This is a genomic window from Nonomuraea sp. PA05, from assembly GCF_008086045.1.
Lineage (GTDB): Bacteria > Actinomycetota > Actinomycetes > Streptosporangiales > Streptosporangiaceae > Nonomuraea > Nonomuraea monospora.
On record NZ_VSEY01000007.1, the window covers coordinates 347,029 to 362,747 of the forward strand.

The 15,719-nt window shown below is 72.0% G+C and carries 14 protein-coding genes and 1 pseudogene; 14 read left to right on the top strand and 1 reads right to left on the bottom strand.

Annotation, left to right across the window (positions count from 1 at the left end; genetic code table 11):
* The 14 genes from FXF51_RS14240 to FXF51_RS60795 all read left to right on the top strand — a co-directional run bounded on the left by FXF51_RS14240 (position 1) and on the right by FXF51_RS60795 (position 14,981).
* Complete coding sequence (locus FXF51_RS14240) at positions 1–582, top strand: TIGR02234 family membrane protein (RefSeq protein WP_187414367.1); 582 nt, start codon at positions 1–3, stop codon at positions 580–582.
* A 108-nt stretch (positions 583–690) separates the two neighbouring features.
* Complete coding sequence (locus tag FXF51_RS14245) at positions 691–1,272, top strand: DUF4190 domain-containing protein (protein ID WP_148434891.1); 582 nt, start codon at positions 691–693, stop codon at positions 1,270–1,272.
* Between the two features lie 163 nt (positions 1,273–1,435).
* The gene (locus FXF51_RS14250) at positions 1,436–2,002 is read left to right on the top strand and encodes a CD225/dispanin family protein (protein WP_148434892.1); all 567 of its coding nucleotides are present in this window, start codon (positions 1,436–1,438) and stop codon (positions 2,000–2,002) included.
* 44 nt (positions 2,003–2,046) lie between these two features.
* A complete protein-coding gene (locus FXF51_RS14255; protein WP_148434893.1) occupies positions 2,047–2,478 on the top strand; it encodes a DUF2752 domain-containing protein in 432 nt (143 codons plus the stop codon).
* Between the two features lie 130 nt (positions 2,479–2,608).
* Complete coding sequence (gene trpC, locus FXF51_RS14260; RefSeq protein ID WP_148434894.1) at positions 2,609–3,448, top strand: indole-3-glycerol phosphate synthase TrpC; 840 nt, start codon at positions 2,609–2,611, stop codon at positions 3,446–3,448.
* Positions 3,449–3,450: 2 nt separating this feature from the next.
* Positions 3,451–4,692, top strand: coding sequence for a tryptophan synthase subunit beta (gene trpB / locus FXF51_RS14265; protein WP_411268358.1), 1,242 nt, complete (start codon positions 3,451–3,453; stop codon positions 4,690–4,692).
* Between the two features lie 107 nt (positions 4,693–4,799).
* Entirely contained in the window at positions 4,800–5,594 is a 795-nt protein-coding gene (trpA, locus tag FXF51_RS14270) for a tryptophan synthase subunit alpha (protein ID WP_148434895.1), read from the top strand.
* A gap of 87 nt (positions 5,595–5,681) precedes the next feature.
* The gene (locus tag FXF51_RS14275) at positions 5,682–9,575 is read left to right on the top strand and encodes an endo-alpha-N-acetylgalactosaminidase family protein (protein WP_222871268.1); all 3,894 of its coding nucleotides are present in this window, start codon (positions 5,682–5,684) and stop codon (positions 9,573–9,575) included.
* Positions 9,576–9,745: 170 nt separating this feature from the next.
* On the top strand, positions 9,746–10,222 hold the full coding sequence (locus tag FXF51_RS14280) for a MauE/DoxX family redox-associated membrane protein (protein WP_148434896.1): 477 nt from the start codon (positions 9,746–9,748) through the stop codon (positions 10,220–10,222).
* Positions 10,222–10,986 (top strand): DsbA family protein, encoded by a 765-nt coding sequence (locus FXF51_RS14285; protein ID WP_148434897.1) that lies wholly within the window; start codon positions 10,222–10,224, stop codon positions 10,984–10,986. Before FXF51_RS14280 ends, FXF51_RS14285 begins: the two co-directional genes overlap by 1 nt.
* A gap of 110 nt (positions 10,987–11,096) precedes the next feature.
* On the top strand, positions 11,097–12,131 hold the full coding sequence (gene lgt, locus FXF51_RS14290; protein WP_411268359.1) for a prolipoprotein diacylglyceryl transferase: 1,035 nt from the start codon (positions 11,097–11,099) through the stop codon (positions 12,129–12,131).
* A complete protein-coding gene (locus tag FXF51_RS60790; protein WP_187414372.1) occupies positions 12,128–12,271 on the top strand; it encodes a hypothetical protein in 144 nt (47 codons plus the stop codon). Before lgt ends, FXF51_RS60790 begins: the two co-directional genes overlap by 4 nt.
* A gap of 1,268 nt (positions 12,272–13,539) precedes the next feature.
* The gene (locus FXF51_RS14295; RefSeq protein WP_148434899.1) at positions 13,540–14,250 is read left to right on the top strand and encodes a hypothetical protein; all 711 of its coding nucleotides are present in this window, start codon (positions 13,540–13,542) and stop codon (positions 14,248–14,250) included.
* On the top strand, positions 14,250–14,981 hold the full coding sequence (locus FXF51_RS60795; RefSeq protein WP_187414368.1) for a hypothetical protein: 732 nt from the start codon (positions 14,250–14,252) through the stop codon (positions 14,979–14,981). Before FXF51_RS14295 ends, FXF51_RS60795 begins: the two co-directional genes overlap by 1 nt.
* Positions 14,982–15,000: 19 nt before the next feature.
* Here FXF51_RS60795 and FXF51_RS14305 read toward each other — a convergent pair.
* A pseudogene (locus tag FXF51_RS14305) lies at positions 15,001–15,719 on the bottom strand (hypothetical protein); the annotation flags it as partial.

Below are 15,719 nucleotides of genomic sequence, written 5' to 3' on the forward strand. Positions count from 1 at the left end.
GTGAGCGAGAGGCCGGGCTCCGGCCGCCGGGAGCTGTGGGTGTGGGTGGTGGCGACCGCGCTCGGCTGCCTGGCCGTGCTGGTCGCCGCCGGGCAGGCCTGGGCGACGGTGCGGGGAGGAACCGACGTGCGGGCGCCCACGGGAGGCGACCTCAGCCCCGCGCTGACCCCCGTCGCGCTGGCCGGCCTGGCCGGGGTGGTGGCGGTGCTGGCCACCAAGGGCGTGGGCCGGCGGCTGGTGGGCGCGCTGCTGGCGCTGTGCGGCGCGGGCGCGGCCGTGGCGACGTGGACGGCGCTGGGCGACGCCAACGTGACCGGTTGGCTGCGCGAGCAGAACGTCATGCAGGGCGCCGCCGACCTGCCCTGGCAGGCCGCGCTCCTGTGGCCGGTCGTCGCGGCGGCGGGCGCGGCGCTGATGGCGGCGGGCGGCGTCGTGGCGATCGCGCGCGGCGGCAGGTGGGCGGGCATGTCCGCCCGGTACGACCGCGGCGCGGGCAACGCGGAGCCGAAGGCGCAGGTCAACGAGGACAGGGCGCTGTGGGACGCGCTCGACAGGGGAGACGACCCGACGGATCCCCGCTGAGACAAGGCGCTGTCGAATCCTCCACTGTTCTGAACCATTGTCTGCTTGGCAAACGTTTCCTCAATAAGCTGCCGTTGCAACTCGCCACGAACATTGAGGAGCCAGGCCATGACCTACGGGGATCAGGGCGCCAACGGCGGCTACGGGCAGCAGCCGCCGAGCGGGGGAGGCTACGGGCAACAGCCTCCCAGTTATGGCGGTGGGTACGGGCAGCAGCCGCAGAGCGGGGGCGGCGGTTACGGTCAGCAGCCGCAGAGCGGCGGCGGTTACGGGCAGCAGCCCGGCTACGGGTACGGCGACCAGCCGAACAGCCAGCAGAACCTCGGCTACGGCCAGCTTCCCCCGAGCGGCGGCTACGGCTACGGCTACGGCCAGCAGCCCCCGCCCCCCGGCTACTATCCGCCGCAGCAGCCGCGCTCCACCAACGGCATGGCCGTGGCCTCGCTCGTGCTGGGCATCATCGGCCTGGTCTTCTGCGGTCTCACGAGCATCCCCGGCGTGATCCTCGGCCACATCGCGCTCAACCGGATCAAGAAGACGGGCGAGGAGGGATCGGGCATGGCGGTGGGCGGCCTGGTCACCTCGTACATCACGGTCGTGATCTGGGTGTTGTGCTGGGTCCTGTTCGGCGGGTTCTTCCTGTGGATGCTGGGCCTGGGGGCCGCGGCCTCGTCCTCCTCCGACTTCTGACTCGCCGGTAACCTGCCGACTGCGTAGCCAGACCGTGACGACCCGCTTGCGGTCCGATTACGAATTGTCCGCAAAATGGACGTTCGTCCACGTAGAGCATGCGTTATCGCTAGGCTGCCGCGCGCAACTCGACTCAGAAATGACGACATGAGGGGTCATACGCATGAGTTACGGTAACCAGGGCGACGGCGGTTACGGCGCCCAGCCGCCCGGCGGCGGCTACGGTCAGCAGCCCCCGAGCGGCGGTGGCTACGGTGGTGGTTACGGTCAGCAGCCTCCGTCCGGTGGCGGCGGTTATGGCCAGCAGCCCCCGTCCGGTGGCGGCTACGGTCAGCAGCCCCCGAGCGGTGGCGGCTACGGTGGTGGTTACGGTCAGCAGCCTCCGTCCGGTGGCGGTTACGGGCAGCAGCCCCCGTCCGGTGGTGGCTACGGTGGCGGTTACGGCGGCGGCCCCGGGGGCAACCCGCCGGACAACCAGCTCGTCCCGGCCATCCTCACCACCCTGTTCTGCTGCCTCCCGCTGGGCATCGTGGCGATCGTGAAGTCGTCGCAGGTGAACCAGAAGTGGCAGGTCGGCGACTTCGCCGGCGCGCAGCAGGCGGCCGACGAGGCCAAGACGTGGTGGAAGCGCAGCCTGATCATCGGCGCCATCGGCATCGGCCTGATCATCATCGCCTACGTGCTGTTCTTCGTGCTGCTGGCCGCCAGCGTGTCCACGTCCTCGTACTAGGCCGCGTCACGAACGGCACGCACCGGAAGGCGGATACTGGGAACATGAGCCTCGCAACAACCGAGCGGCACGGGACACGGCGCCTGAAGGAGCTGCTCGCGCCACTCGGTGTTGCGGCCGCCACCGGCGCGGCGTTCGCGATCGTCGGCGTGATCGACCCGAACGAGCCGGGCCACTACCCGACCTGCCCGTTCCTGTGGATCACCGGCCTGTACTGCCCGGGTTGCGGCACGCTGCGCACCATGCACGCGCTGGCACACCTCGACCCGGTGGCCGCCCTCGGCCTCAACCCCCTCGCCGTCGCCATGATTCCGTTCCTGGTGTTCTGGTGGGGCCGATGGGTGGTGCGGGCGTGGCAGGGCAGGCCCAGGCGCACCACGCTGGCGCACCCCGCGTGGCTGTGGGCCTTCCTGGCGATCGTGCTGGTCTACTGGGTTGTCCGGAATCTGCCTTTCGGGGCGTTCCTAGCCCCTTAGGCGGCGTCCACATGGGGACCGGTGGTGAGGTGACCCCACAGGGGCCGATACCATCGCAGGACAAGGCAGAGAGCGGACGCGACGCGAACTCTCCGCCACCCCCAGAAGCCGACCGGAGGGACCTCAGCGCGTGAGTGAGCGGACGGAAGGGCCGAGTGTCCTCGACGACATCCTCGACGGGGTGCGCGCCGACCTCGCCGCACGTCAGCAGGCCGTGTCGATCGACGAGCTGAAGCAGCGAGCCGAGCGGGCCCAGCCGCCCAGGGACGCGATGGCGGCGCTGGGCGGCGACCGGATCTCGGTGATCGCCGAGGTCAAGCGCTCCAGCCCGTCCAAGGGCGCGCTCGCCGCGATCGCCGACCCGGCGGCACTGGCGGCCGACTACGAGGCGGGCGGCGCGCACGTCATCAGCGTGCTCACCGAGCGGCGCAAGTTCGGGGGCAGCCTCGACGACCTGGCCGCGGTCCGCGCCAGGGTCGACATCCCGATCCTGCGCAAGGACTTCATCCTCACCTCCTACCAGCTCTGGGAGGCCCGCGCCTACGGCGCCGACCTGGCCCTGCTCATGGTCGTCTGCCTGGAGCAGGAGGCACTGGTGTCGCTCATCGAGCGGGCCGAGTCGATCGGGCTCACCCCGCTGGTCGAGGTGCACACCGAGGAGGAGCTGGAGCGGGCGATGGCCGCCGGCGCCCGGGTCATCGGGGTCAACGCGCGCAATCTGAAGACACTCGAGGTCGACCGCGATGTCTTCGCGAAGATCGCGCCGAAGATCCCCGATAATGTGATCAAGATTGCCGAGTCGGGCGTGCGCGGCCCGCACGACCTGCTCGCCTACGCGCGGGGCGGCGCCGACGCCGTCCTGGTGGGCGAGAGCCTGGTCACCGGCAACGACCCGCGCAAGGCAGTGGAGGCGTTGGTGACCGCCGGCGCTCATCCGTCGACGCGCCCCGACCACTCAGCAGAGGGATAGCAGTGGCAAACGAAGGCAGCATCCTGACCGCCGCCGACCTGGCCGGCGGCGCGGCGTACGCGGGCGACCCCGACGTGCACGGCAAGTTCGGCATCTTCGGCGGCCGGTACGTCCCTGAGGCGCTCATCCCGGCGCTCGACGAGGTCGCGGCCACCTACGAGAAGGCCAAGAACGACGCGGAGTTCCTGCGCGAGTTCGACCACCTGCTGCGCACGTACGCGGGCCGGCCCACCACGCTGACGGACGTGCCGCGCTTCAGCGAGCAGGCCGGCGGCGCGCGGATCGTCCTCAAGCGCGAGGACCTCACCCACACCGGCGCCCACAAGATCAACAACGTGCTGGGCCAGGCGCTGCTGACCAAGCGGCTGGGAAAGAAGCGGGTCATCGCCGAGACCGGCGCGGGCCAGCACGGCGTGGCCACCGCCACCGCCGCGGCCCTGCTCGGCCTGGAGTGCGTCATCTACATGGGCGCGGTCGACTGCGAGCGCCAGGCGCTCAACGTCGCCAGGATGAAGCTGCTCGGCGCCACCGTGGTGCCCGTCACGAACGGCTCGCAGACGCTGAAGGACGCCATCAACGAGGCCTTCCGCGACTGGGTGACCAACGTCGACACCACCCACTACCTGTTCGGCACCGTGGCGGGCCCGCACCCGTTCCCCGAGATCGTGCGCGACTTCGCGCGCATCATCGGCGTCGAGGCGCGCCGCCAGATGCTGGAGCTGACCGGCGAGCTGCCCGACGCGGTGTGCGCGGCGGTCGGCGGCGGCAGCAACGCCATCGGCATCTTCCACGCCTTCATCGGCGACCAGGGCGTCCAGCTCCACGGCTACGAGGCCGCCGGCCACGGCCTGGAGAGCGGCGAGCACGCGCTCACGCTCACCGCCGGCTCGGTGGGCGTGCTGCACGGCTCGCGCACCTACGTCCTGCAGGACGACGAGGGCCAGACGATCGAGTCGCACTCGATCTCCGCCGGGCTCGACTACCCGGGCGTCGGCCCCGAGCACGCCTGGCTGAAGGACTCCGGCCGCGCCGTCTACCACGGCGTCACCGACGACCAGGCGATGGCCGCGTTCTCGCTGCTGGCCAGGACCGAGGGCATCATCCCGGCCATCGAGTCCTCCCACGCCCTGGCGGGCGCGCTGGAGCTGGGCCGCGAGCTCGGCCCCGAGGCGACCATCCTGGTCAACCTGTCCGGCCGCGGCGACAAGGACATGGGCACGGCGATGAAGTACTTCAACCTCTGAAACACCCCATGGATCGGGCGCTGCCTTCGCCTCACCGGCGCGGGGGATTCTGAGCGGGTACGCGGCAGGGCATCATGGGAAGACTCGGACCTTCGAAACGGACAGACATGACGACTCTTCAGACGGTTTTCGCCAAGGCGAAGGCGGACAACCGGGCCGCGCTCGTCGGCTACCTGCCCGCCGGCTTCCCCACCAAGGGCGGTGACGTCGCCGCCGCCGCGGCCCTGGTGGAGGCCGGCTGCGACGTCATCGAGATCGGCCTGCCCTACTCCGACCCGCTCATGGACGGCCCGACCATCCAGGACGCGGTGCACAGGTCGCTGACCAACGGCACCCGCATCGCCGACGTGATGCGCACGGTCGAGGGCGTCGCCGCCACCGGAGCCGCCACGCTCGTCATGACGTACTGGAACCCGATCGACAAGTACGGCGCCGACCGTTTCGCCCGCGACCTGGCCAACGCGGGCGGCGTCGGCACCATCACGCCCGACCTGACGCCCGAGGAGTCGGAGCCGTGGCGGGCGGCGTCCGCGTCGGCGGGCATCGACACGGTGTTCCTGGTCGCGCCCAGCTCCACCGAGGCACGCATCAAGGCCGTCGTCGACTGCTGCACCGGTTTCGTGTACGCGGCCTCGCTCATGGGCGTCACCGGCGCCAGGGAGAGCGTCAACGTCGCCGCCGAGGGCCTGGTCAAGCGCACCAAGGCGCACACCGACCTGCCGGTGTGCGTGGGCCTGGGCGTCGGCACGGGCGCGCAGGCGGCCGAGGTGGCGACCTACGCCGACGGCGTGATCGTCGGGTCGGCGTTCATCCGCCGCATCCTCGACGCGCCCGACGAGGCGGCGGGCCGCGAGTCCATCGGCACGCTGGCCCGCGACATGGCCAAGGGCGTGCGCCGCTGAGGCCGGCGACACTGACCTGAAAGCGCGGTTCCCCAACGGGGGGCCGCGCTTTACCGTCTATGTCAGACGGTCCCGAAAGGACGGGTCATGCGCCCCCTCTTACTCGCGGCATCCCTCACCCTCGCGGCCTCGGCCCTGGCCGCCCCGGCCCTTCCCGATCAGGATGCGGCCTCTCCCGCTCCGGCCCTCGCCGAGCAGCCGGCCGGTCAGGATCCGCCCACTCCCGCGCCTGCCCCCACCTACGAGCTGCCGTCGCCGGAGCCCAGGCCCACCGGCGCGCCGGCGCCCACCGCCCAGAATCTGCCGCCCACGCCCGCGCAGGTGGCGCAGCCTGTCGTGATCGCGTCGGCGGCCCTGCGCGTGGAGCTGGACCCGGCCTTCCCACGCGTCCTCGGCTACACCGACCGGCAGAGCGGAGCCACGCTCGGCGGCAGCACCGGCGTGCCCGCCGTCGTGCTGAACGGTCAGCACAGGCCCGCGGAGGTGCGGCTGACCGGCAACGACGGCGCGACCGCCCGCTACCGGCTGGACCTCGGCGACGGCGTGAGCCTGACAGCCGGCATCGGGGTCGAGGGCAGGGTGACGACGTTCTCGATCGACGAGGTGCGCGACACCGAGGCGTTCAGGGTCACCACCATCGACCTGCCCGGCCACGACCTGGTGTCCGTGTCGGGCGCGCAGCCGGGCGCGGCCACCGCGTTCACCCGCCTGGACCCCAACTCCACCCGCACCGCCGACGTCTTCGCCCGCGTCACCCCGGAGACGGCGACTGAGGAGACGCCGGTCGGGGCGACGTACGCGATCGTGCACACCGACCGCCTGGCCGCCGCCGTCGAGACGAACTCGACCTACGACCAGCCCTCCGGCCCCACCGACAGGGACGCGGCCAGGCTCTGGCACCAGGCCAGGAAGGACCAGGACGGCACGGTGCGGGTCGGCGTCTGGAGCGGCCAGTGGACCCACCGCGCGAGCGGCTCGCCGTTCACCGAGACGCGCCCATGGGCGAAGGTCGTGGTCACGCCCGAGGCGAACGGCGACGGCACGCTCGACTGGCAGGACGGCGCGATCGCGTTCAGAAGCATCGCGATCAAGGCGCTGGGCGCGGAGGAGACCAGGGACCGGGTGGTCACGCACATCCCGTTCAACTTCTCCAGCCAGGCCACGCACCCGTTCCTGCGCACGCTGGACGACGTCAAGCGCATCGCGCTGTCCACCGACGGGCTCGGCCAGCTCGCCCTGCTCAAGGGCTACCAGTCGGAGGGGCACGACTCCGCGCACCCCGACTACGGCGGCAACCACAACCGCCGCGCCGGCGGCCTGAAGGACCTGAATACGCTGCTCAGGACGGGCAAGGCGTGGAACGCCACGTTCGGCGTGCACGTCAACGCCACCGAGGCCTACCCGGAGGCGAAGAGCTTCGACGAGCAGCTCGTGAACAAGGACGCCAAGGGCTGGAACTGGCTCGACCAGGCCTACCTCATCGACCAGCGCGGCGACCTGACCAGAGGCACGCTGGCCGATCGGTTCGCGCGGCTGCGCGCCGAGACGGACAGGAACCTCGCGGTGCTGTACGTGGACGTGTTCAGGCCCTTCGGCTGGGTCGCCGACCGCACGCTGGCCGAGCTGCGCGCGCAGGGCTGGCAGGTGACCACGGAATGGTCGGACAAGCTGGAACGCTCGTCGCTGTGGGCGCACTGGGCCAACGACCTCAACTACGGCGGCGTCACCAACAAGGGGCTCAACTCCCAGATCATCCGCTTCATCCGCAACCACGAGAAGGACGTCTGGAACGCCCACCCGATCCTGGGCAACGCGCGCATCGTCGAGTTCGAGGGCTGGACGGCGGAGAACGACTTCACCGCGTTCTCCCGCAACGTCTGGGAGCACAACCTGCCGGTCAAGTTTCTCCAGCAGCAGCGGATCGTCGACTGGAACGCCGACGAGATCGTGTTCACCGGCGGCGTGCGCGGCACGTACCGGGAGGGCAGGCGCGAGCTGTTCGCCGGCGGGCGCAAGGTGCTCGACGGCGGCACGTACCTGCTGCCCTGGAAGGGCCGCCTCTACCACTACAACCCGGCGGGCGGCGAGACCACGTGGGCGGCCGACCGGGCGATGAGCGTGTACGAGCTCACCGACCAGGGCCGCGTCCCCGCGGGCACCGTCACCCCGTCGGGCGGGACGATCACGCTGACGGCCAAGGCGGGCGTCCCGTACGTCCTGTACCCCGGCAGGGCGCCCCGGCAGGCCGACCCCGGCTGGGGGCAGGGGAGCGGCGTGCGCGATCCCGGCTTCAACGGCGACCGGCTCGGCGGCTGGACCGTCAGCGGGCCTGTCAGCGTGCGACGCGACGCCCTGGGGCGGCGGGTGGCGCTGCTCGGCGCGGGCGCGCAGGCGCGGCTTGAGCAACCGCTGCGGGGTCTGCGACCGGGCCGTACCTACACGGCGTCCGCGTTCGTCGAGGTCCAGCCGGGCGCGACGCGCGCGACCACGCTGGAGGCGGGCGGGCGGTCCGTGACCGTGCGGCGCTCCACCGCCAGGAACTACATCGCCTCCGACGAGAAGCACGACACCTTCTTCCAGCGGGTCAAGGTGACGTTCACCGCGGCGTCCCCGTCCACCGTGCTGCGGATCACGGCCGCGCCGGCGGAGGGCGAGGTGCGGGTGGACGACGTGCGCGTCTTCGAGCGGGAACCCGTCAGCGACGTGGAGAACTTCGAGTCGGTGGAGCCCGGCTGGGGGCCGTTCGTGAAGGGCGACGCGGGAGGGTCGTTCGACGCGCGCACGCACCTGGCCGAGCGGCACGAGCCGTACACGCAGGCCGGATGGAACGGCAAGACGGTGGACGACGTGCTGAACGGCGACTGGTCGCTGAAGGCGCACGAGGAGCGGCAGGGGCTCATCTACCGGACGGTGCCGCAGACCGCGCTGTTCGAGCCCGGGCACGCCTACGAGGTGACGTTCTCCTACCAGAACGCGCTGGCGGGCACCTACCAGTGGGTCACCGGCTACGACAAGGGCGGCGCGAGCGTGGAGACGCGCCGCACGCCCATCCCCGAGCAGCGCGCGACCGCCCGGTTCAGCGAGCGGGTCGTGGCCGGGTGCGGCGACGTGTGGGTGGGGCTGCGCTCGCTCCAGCCGGAGCTCGCCGGGGCCGACTTCGTCCTGGACGACTTCGCCGTCACCGGCCTCGGGCCCGCGCCCGGCGCGCAGGCGTGCGGGACGCTGGAGGTGACGCCCGCCTCGCCCGTGTTCGAGCAGGGGGCCGCGGGCGAGGTCACCGTCACCTTCACCAACCTCGAAGACGTGACGGCCGAGGACGTGGCGGTGCGGCTGGACGTGCCTGGAGGCTGGACGGCGGAGGGCGAGAGCGGCGGGCCGGTGGAACCCGGCGGGAGGCTGGCCACGACGTGGCGGGTCACGCCGCCCGCGGACGCGGCGTACGGCACGTACGAGCTGGCCGCGACCGTCACCTATTCCGCAGGTGGCGCGGCCAGGACGCTGACGGCCTCCGCCGCCGTGCGCACGCTGCCGCCGCCGCCCGCGGCCGACGCCTACGCCAGCGACCTGGAGTGGGTCGGCGCGGACAACGGCTGGGGCCCGGTGGAGCGCGACCGGTCCAACGGCGACACCGGGCCGTCGGACGGCGGGCCGATCGTGATCGGCGGGCAGGCATACGCCAAGGGGCTGGGTACGCACGCGCCCGCCAAGGTGCGTTTCCACCTCGGCGGGCGGTGTACGGCGTTCACGGCCTTCGTCGGTGTTGACGACGTGCAGGCGACACGCGGGTCTGTGGAGTTCCGCGTCGTGGCCGACGGGGTGGAGAAGGCGCGCAGCCCGGTGCTGCGGGCGGCCGACGCGGCGTACGAGCTGAGCGCCGACCTGACCGGAGCCCGGTACGTGGACCTCGTCGTCGCCGACGGCGGTGACGGCATCGGCAACGATCACGCGGACTGGGGAGTGGCCCTGTTCGCGTGCGCCTGACTTCTCCGCTCTCCTCGCAGCTAGGAGGCGGAAAACTCGCTTAGCTGACGCTTATCCGCCACGTGATCCGATGGAAGCCCGGTACTGTGCGCATTCGGGCGCAGAGAAAGAGGAGAACGCTTGTGGCCGCGTCACTACCGTCACCTTGGGCGAGAACGGCGATACCCTGGGTGACGACCGTCGCCCGTCTGGTGCTGGGCGGGGTGCTGATCGCGGCGGGTGCGCTCAAGATCGGTAACCCGGCCGACTCCGTCGTGGCGGTCAAGGCCTACCAGTTGCTGCCGGAGTCGATCGCCGTCGCGGTGGGCTACGCCCTGCCGATCCTGGAGATCGTGGTCGGCGTGCTGCTGGTCGTCGGTCTGCTGACCAGGGTGGCCGCGGTGATCGCCGCGCTGCTCATGTTCGCGTTCGTGTTCGGCATCGGCTGGGCGTGGGCGAAGGGCCTGCGGATCGACTGCGGCTGCTTCGGCGGCGGCGGCCAGCTCGGGGCCGGGCAGGAGCCGACCTACCTGCTCGACATCGTGCGCGACTTCGGCCTCGTGCTGCTCGGCGCGTGGGCCGCGCGTTTCCCGCCGGGCCGCTTCGCGCTCGACGGGGCCCTCGGGCTCGGGGGCGACACTCATGAAGAGGACGAGGGGGACGACTGATGAGCAAGGGCGAGCGTACGAAGACGAAGTCGCAGTCGGCACGCGACAAGATCAAGGCGCAGCAGGCCGAGCAGCGGGCCAGGGAGAAGCGCCGCAAGACGATCACCTACGTGACCGCGGGGGCGGTCGCGGTGGCCGCGGTCGGGCTCGGCTGGTGGTACGCCGCCAGCATCTCCCGTTCCGAGGAGGCCTCCGGCAACCTCGCCCCCGTCACCGTGCAGGCCGACGGCACCGCCGTGATGGCCCAGAGCGGCGTCACCGGGCCGGTGGTCGACATCTACGAGGACTTCCAGTGCCCGGCCTGCAAGGAACTCGAGCGCGTCAGCGGCCAGACCTTCAAGAACCTCGCCGCCGAGGGCAAGGCCAAGGTCGTCTTCCATCCGATCACGATCTTCTCCCAGGAGCCGACCAAGTCCAACTCCGTGCGCGCCGCCAACGCCGCCCGGTGCGTCGCCGACGGCAAGCAGTGGCTCGCCTTCCACGACCTGCTCTTCGCCAACCAGCCCTCCGAGACCGAGGAGGGCTTCAAGGTCGACCAGCTCAAGCAGTGGGGCAAGGAGGCCGGGGTCACCTCGCCCGGCTTCGACCAGTGCGTGACCTCGGGGAAGAACGCCGACGCGCACCTCGCGTACAGCAAGAAGATCAGCACCGAGCAGAAGCTCGACCACACGCCGACAGTGAAATTGAACGGCACAGAAATAGACAATCAGGTACTGTTCAGCCCGTCGCAACTGCGCGATGAGATTTCCGGGGCCGCCAAGTAGCCGCGCTTCCGCTACCCTCACCTGACATGCCCCTTGCCTCGATTCCCAGCCCTTCCCAAGGGGTCTGGTATCTCGGAATCATCCCGATCCGGGCTTATGCGCTATGCATCGTGCTCGGCGTCGTCGTCGCCGTCTGGCTGAGCGAGCGCCGCTGGCGCGCCCGCGGCGGCCAGCCGGGGACCATCATCGACATCGCGGTCCCCGCGGTCATCTTCGGCCTGATCGGCGGCCGGCTCTACCACGTCATCACCGACTGGCAGACCTACTTCGGCAGCCGCGCGATCAAGGAGCCCATCCAGGCGCTCTACATCTGGGAGGGCGGCCTCGGCATCTGGGGCGCGATCGCGCTCGGCGGCGTCGGCGTCTGGTGGGCCGCGCGCAGGCGCGGCCTGTCCATGACCGCACTCGCCGACACGATCGCGCCAGGCATCGCCTTCGCGCAGGCCATCGGCCGCTGGGGCAACTGGTTCAACCAGGAGCTGTACGGCTCGCCGACCACGCTGCCGTGGGGCCTGGAGATCGACGTCGACCACGGCGGCGAGCCCGGCGTCCTCTACCACCCGACGTTCCTGTACGAGTCGCTGTGGGACCTCGGGCTCGGCTTCGCGCTCATCTACCTGGGCCGCCGCCTCGCGCTGCACCACGGGCGGCTGTTCGCGCTCTACGTCGCCGGCTACACCCTCGGCCGCTTCTGGATCGAGGGCCTGCGCATCGACCCGGTCGGCGGCGTGGACCACGCGGTCGAGTTCCTCGGGCTGCGGCTCAACCAGTGGACCTCGATCGTGCTGTTCATCGGCGCGCTGGTGTACTTCTGGGCGACCAGGAACAAGACGGGCGTGGAGATCGTCGTTTCGCCGTCGGCCCACTACGAGCCCGGCGCGGAATCGGCCGACCCCGTCCACTCCACGGGCCAGGCCGACGCCGGCGAGTCCTCCGCGTCCGCTGAGTCCTCTGAGTCCGCTGAGTCCTCTGGGTCGTCCCTTGGCGGCGACACGCCCGAGGGTGAGGCGTCAGAAAAAGACGCCCCGGATCCGGACGCGCCCAAGGCCGAGGCTCCCTCCGCTGCCGCCGAGGAGCCCCAGGCCGACGACCAGGCTGAGCTTTCCGACGGCGAACCCGTGACGAAGGAGAAGAACTCGCGATGAACGGTCGCGCGGAGATCCACCACCTACGTCGTGACGTCACCGGAGGCCGGTCACGGCCCCCGGTGCCGGGCGCGATGGACGGCCTGGTGTCGAACTTCGCGCTCATCGCGGGTGCCGCGTTCGGTGCGGCGGGGCTGTGATGGCTCGGCGCAGAGGCCCGTCCGGTTCGGGCGGGCGGTCGAACGGCGACCGTTCCGGGCGTTCCCGGGGGGCCCGGCCGGATGCTCCGGGGCCCCACGCCACCGACGGTCAGGGCTTTCCGGCCGCCGACGGCTTCCACGCGCCCGGCACGGACGGTCGTGGATTTCAGGCTCAGGGGCATGATGGCTGGCCGGCCGCCGATGGCGGCGGCCGGCGAGCCTCCGGCACCGACGCGGGTGGCTGGCCCGTGGCCGGTGGGCAGTCCGTGGGTGGCACGGACATCAGTGGCTGGCCTGTGGCTCGGGCCGGGAGCGACCACGGGGTGGGCGGCACCGACATCAACGGCTGGCCCGTGACCGGTGGTGGCCATGCCGCCGGTGGTGGTTTCGCTGGTGGTGGTCATGCTGGTGGTGGTCACGCTGCTGGTAGTGGTCACGCTGGTGGTGGGCATGCTGCCGGTGGCACGGACGGCGGTGGCTGGCACGCGGCCGGCGGTGGCCGGTCCGGGGCCGAGGGCGAGGGTGGCAGGAGGTCGTCCGGGAGCCGTGGCAGCCGGAGGGCGGCCCGCTCCCGTGGCGGGCACTCCGCGGAGCCGGTCAGCGGCGACTGGCAGGCGGCGGGCAACGACAGCGGCGGCCGGGCGGCGACGCGTGGCGCTCAGGGGGGCTGGCTGGAGGGGGACGCCGAGGGGGGCTGGCTGGCGGGAGACGCCGACGGTGGCACCTGGCCGCCGAGGGACCTTCCCCACGTACGGTCGGCCAGGAAGGCCGAGCCCAGCGGCGGCCGATCGGCGCACAGGGACGGCTTCACCGCCGAGACCCCCCGCGGCGCCGACGCGACCGGCTGGGCCGACACATCCGGATGGCCTGGCGAACCTTCGCAGGCTGAGACGTCCGGCAGAGGTCGTGGATCCCGCAGAGCCGACGCCGCCGCACGCGACAACGGCGCGGGCAGGCGTGATGGTGCGGGAAGAGACAACGGCGCCGGGCGGCACGACGGCGCGGGGAGGGACAACGGCGCTGGGCACGACGGCACTGGGCGGCACGACGGGGCTGGGCGGCACGACGGGGCTGGGCGGCACGACGGCGCGGCACGAGGCGACGGCGCGGCACGAGGCGACGGCGCGGCACGGGGTGACGGCGCGGCACGGGGTGACGGGGCCGATCAGACGGCTTCAGCGTCCGGGAAGCGGCGCCGGACCCCACGCTCCGACTGGCAACTCCCCCTGCTCACCGACTGGGGTTTCCGTCCGGAGCAGCAACGGCTGATGGTCATCATCGCCACGGTCGTGGCCGTGCTGGCAGGCGGGACGGGCCTGGTGGCGGCCATCGTCAACCTGGGCACGTACGCACCGGAACGCCAGGCCGGCGCCGCCGTGCTCGGCCCCGACGCGGCCGTGCCGCAGGTGTTCCACGGGTGGGGCTCGCCCAAGCTGTTCGACCCCCTGGCGGAGCGCACGAAGGACGCCAAGGCCCTGACCGAGAAGGAGGTCTTCAGCCAGAGCGAGCTCGCCGTCACCAAGAAACTCAAGCTCAAGCTCGTCGCCAAGCAGCTCGACGCCGACTGCTCGGCCGCGCTGTGGGGCGGCACCCTCCTCGAACGGGTCTCGGCCGCGGGCTGCACCCAGGCCGCCCGGGGCCTGTACGCCAGCTCCGACGGCCGGTACGTCGGCCAGTACACGCTACTCAACCTCAAGGACGGCAAGTCGGCGGCCGAGCTGGTCGAGTCATTGAAGACCCTTTACCGTGGCGGCTGGGCGAACCCCCTGACCTCCACCAAGGCCTCCTTCCCCGGCGGCGGCTACTCGGAGGCGGGCGGCTACGCGCTGGGCCACTACGTCGGCATGGTGTGGCTCGGCAAGGTGGACGGCGCGGAACCCACCGCCAAGGACGACTTCGTCTCGCTCACCCTGGCGCTGCGCGGAGCGGAGAAGGCCGTCTACCGCCGAGTCGTCGCGATCACGGGATCGGCCTCCTGATGGCACGCGCCAGCACCGAGGCGACGCCCCCTGACGGCCCAGCCGGCCCAGCCGGCCCAGCGGGCCCAGCCGGTTCAGCCGGCCCAGCCTCCGGCACCCCGCCCGGCGACGCCTGGGACGAGGAGCGGGACGGACGACCCAAGCTCCGTTTCCTCGCCGTCGCCGCCACCGTCGTCCTCGTACTGGCGGCCGTCGGGGCGAGCGGATGGTGGTGGCTGGGGCGCGAGCAGCCCCGCCCCGCCACCTTCCACGCCGAGCCCACGTCCGCCTTCTACTCCGCGATCGACGATCGCCGCGACGACGCCGCCCCGCTGACCCTCCAGGAGGTCTTCACCGAGGCCACCCGGACGCTGGGCGCCATGAGCCTGGCGGCGACCCGCGAGTTCGCCGACTGCGACGAGGTGCTCTCGGGCGCCACGGCGCAGGGATGCACGCAGGCGCTGCAGGCCACGTACCAGGGTGGGGGAGTGGCGGGTCAGTTCGTCATCTTCAACCTCGGGGACGGGCGGGCGGCCGACGCGCTGGTGGCGGCGCTGCGCACGGACGGGTTCGTGCGGCAGGACATCACGTTCGAGGCCGTGGGCAGCCGGGCGCAGGCGCGGGCCATGGGGCACTACGTGACGGTGAGCTGGGTGGGTGGCGCCGTGCCCGCCGAGGACCTGGTCACGGCGCTGGTGGCCCTCGACGGGCTGGGCAAGGTGGTGCAGGGACGCATCATCGCCGCCGTCTGACCGCCACTACGCACGGTGCTCAGGTGGTGGCGGTCAGGGACTTGACCGTGGTGGCGACGGCGTCCCTGAGGCCGGACAGGCGGTGCAGGGGCGCGTCCAGCGGTGTCAGATCGTCCGACCAGTCGGCCGCCTCGCGGATCAGGGCGCGGGCTTCGTTCTTGGTCAGCGTCGTCCCCTGGGCCCTGGCGAGCGCGATGAGGCCCTCACGCCACGTGTTGGCCAGCTTGCCGTGCCCGTTGTCCAGGATCCGGCGCAGCACCACGTCCACGTCGTCCTCGGGCTGGGGCAGGCGGACGACGTCCAGCACGCCCTCACGCGCCCCCTCCACCGCGAAGACGGCCGAAAGGGCGGCAGGCAGGCGCGACGGGAGCCCCGGGCCTGTGACGCGGATGTGGGCGGCGCGGGAGGCGAGCAGGAGGCGGGGGAGTGCGGCCTCCAGGCCTGCCGGGACGGCCACCGCGACCCGGGACGGGGCGGCGGCGTAGGGCTTGGCGAGCCAGGTCGAGAGCTTGACCCGGGGCTGGGTGAGGGCCTTGGGCCAGTCGCCCACGAGCAACTCGGCCTCGAACCCCGCCAGCACCTCCGCCGCAGGACTCGCCACCTCGGAACCCGCTCCCGCGCTTGCGCCCGCCGCGACGTCCGCCTGCGTGCCCGCCGCCGTGACGCCCGTCTGCATGCCCGCGCCCGCCGTGACGCCCGTCTGCATGCCCGCGCCCGCCGTGACGCCCGTCTGCGTGC

What these genes read in the sequence shown, in the direction of transcription:
- FXF51_RS14275 (WP_222871268.1), top strand. Translation starts at nt 5,682, where the DNA reads ATGCGCCCCCTCTTACTCGCGGCATCCCTCACCCTCGCGGCCTCGGCC.
- trpA (WP_148434895.1), top strand. Translation starts at nt 4,800, where the DNA reads ATGACGACTCTTCAGACGGTTTTCGCCAAGGCGAAGGCGGACAACCGG.
- FXF51_RS60790 (WP_187414372.1), top strand. Translation starts at nt 12,128, where the DNA reads ATGAACGGTCGCGCGGAGATCCACCACCTACGTCGTGACGTCACCGGA.
- FXF51_RS14250 (WP_148434892.1), top strand. Translation starts at nt 1,436, where the DNA reads ATGAGTTACGGTAACCAGGGCGACGGCGGTTACGGCGCCCAGCCGCCC.
- FXF51_RS14245 (WP_148434891.1), top strand. Translation starts at nt 691, where the DNA reads ATGACCTACGGGGATCAGGGCGCCAACGGCGGCTACGGGCAGCAGCCG.
- FXF51_RS60795 (WP_187414368.1), top strand. Translation starts at nt 14,250, where the DNA reads ATGGCACGCGCCAGCACCGAGGCGACGCCCCCTGACGGCCCAGCCGGC.
- FXF51_RS14255 (WP_148434893.1), top strand. Translation starts at nt 2,047, where the DNA reads ATGAGCCTCGCAACAACCGAGCGGCACGGGACACGGCGCCTGAAGGAG.
- FXF51_RS14285 (WP_148434897.1), top strand. Translation starts at nt 10,222, where the DNA reads ATGAGCAAGGGCGAGCGTACGAAGACGAAGTCGCAGTCGGCACGCGAC.
- FXF51_RS14295 (WP_148434899.1), top strand. Translation starts at nt 13,540, where the DNA reads ATGGTCATCATCGCCACGGTCGTGGCCGTGCTGGCAGGCGGGACGGGC.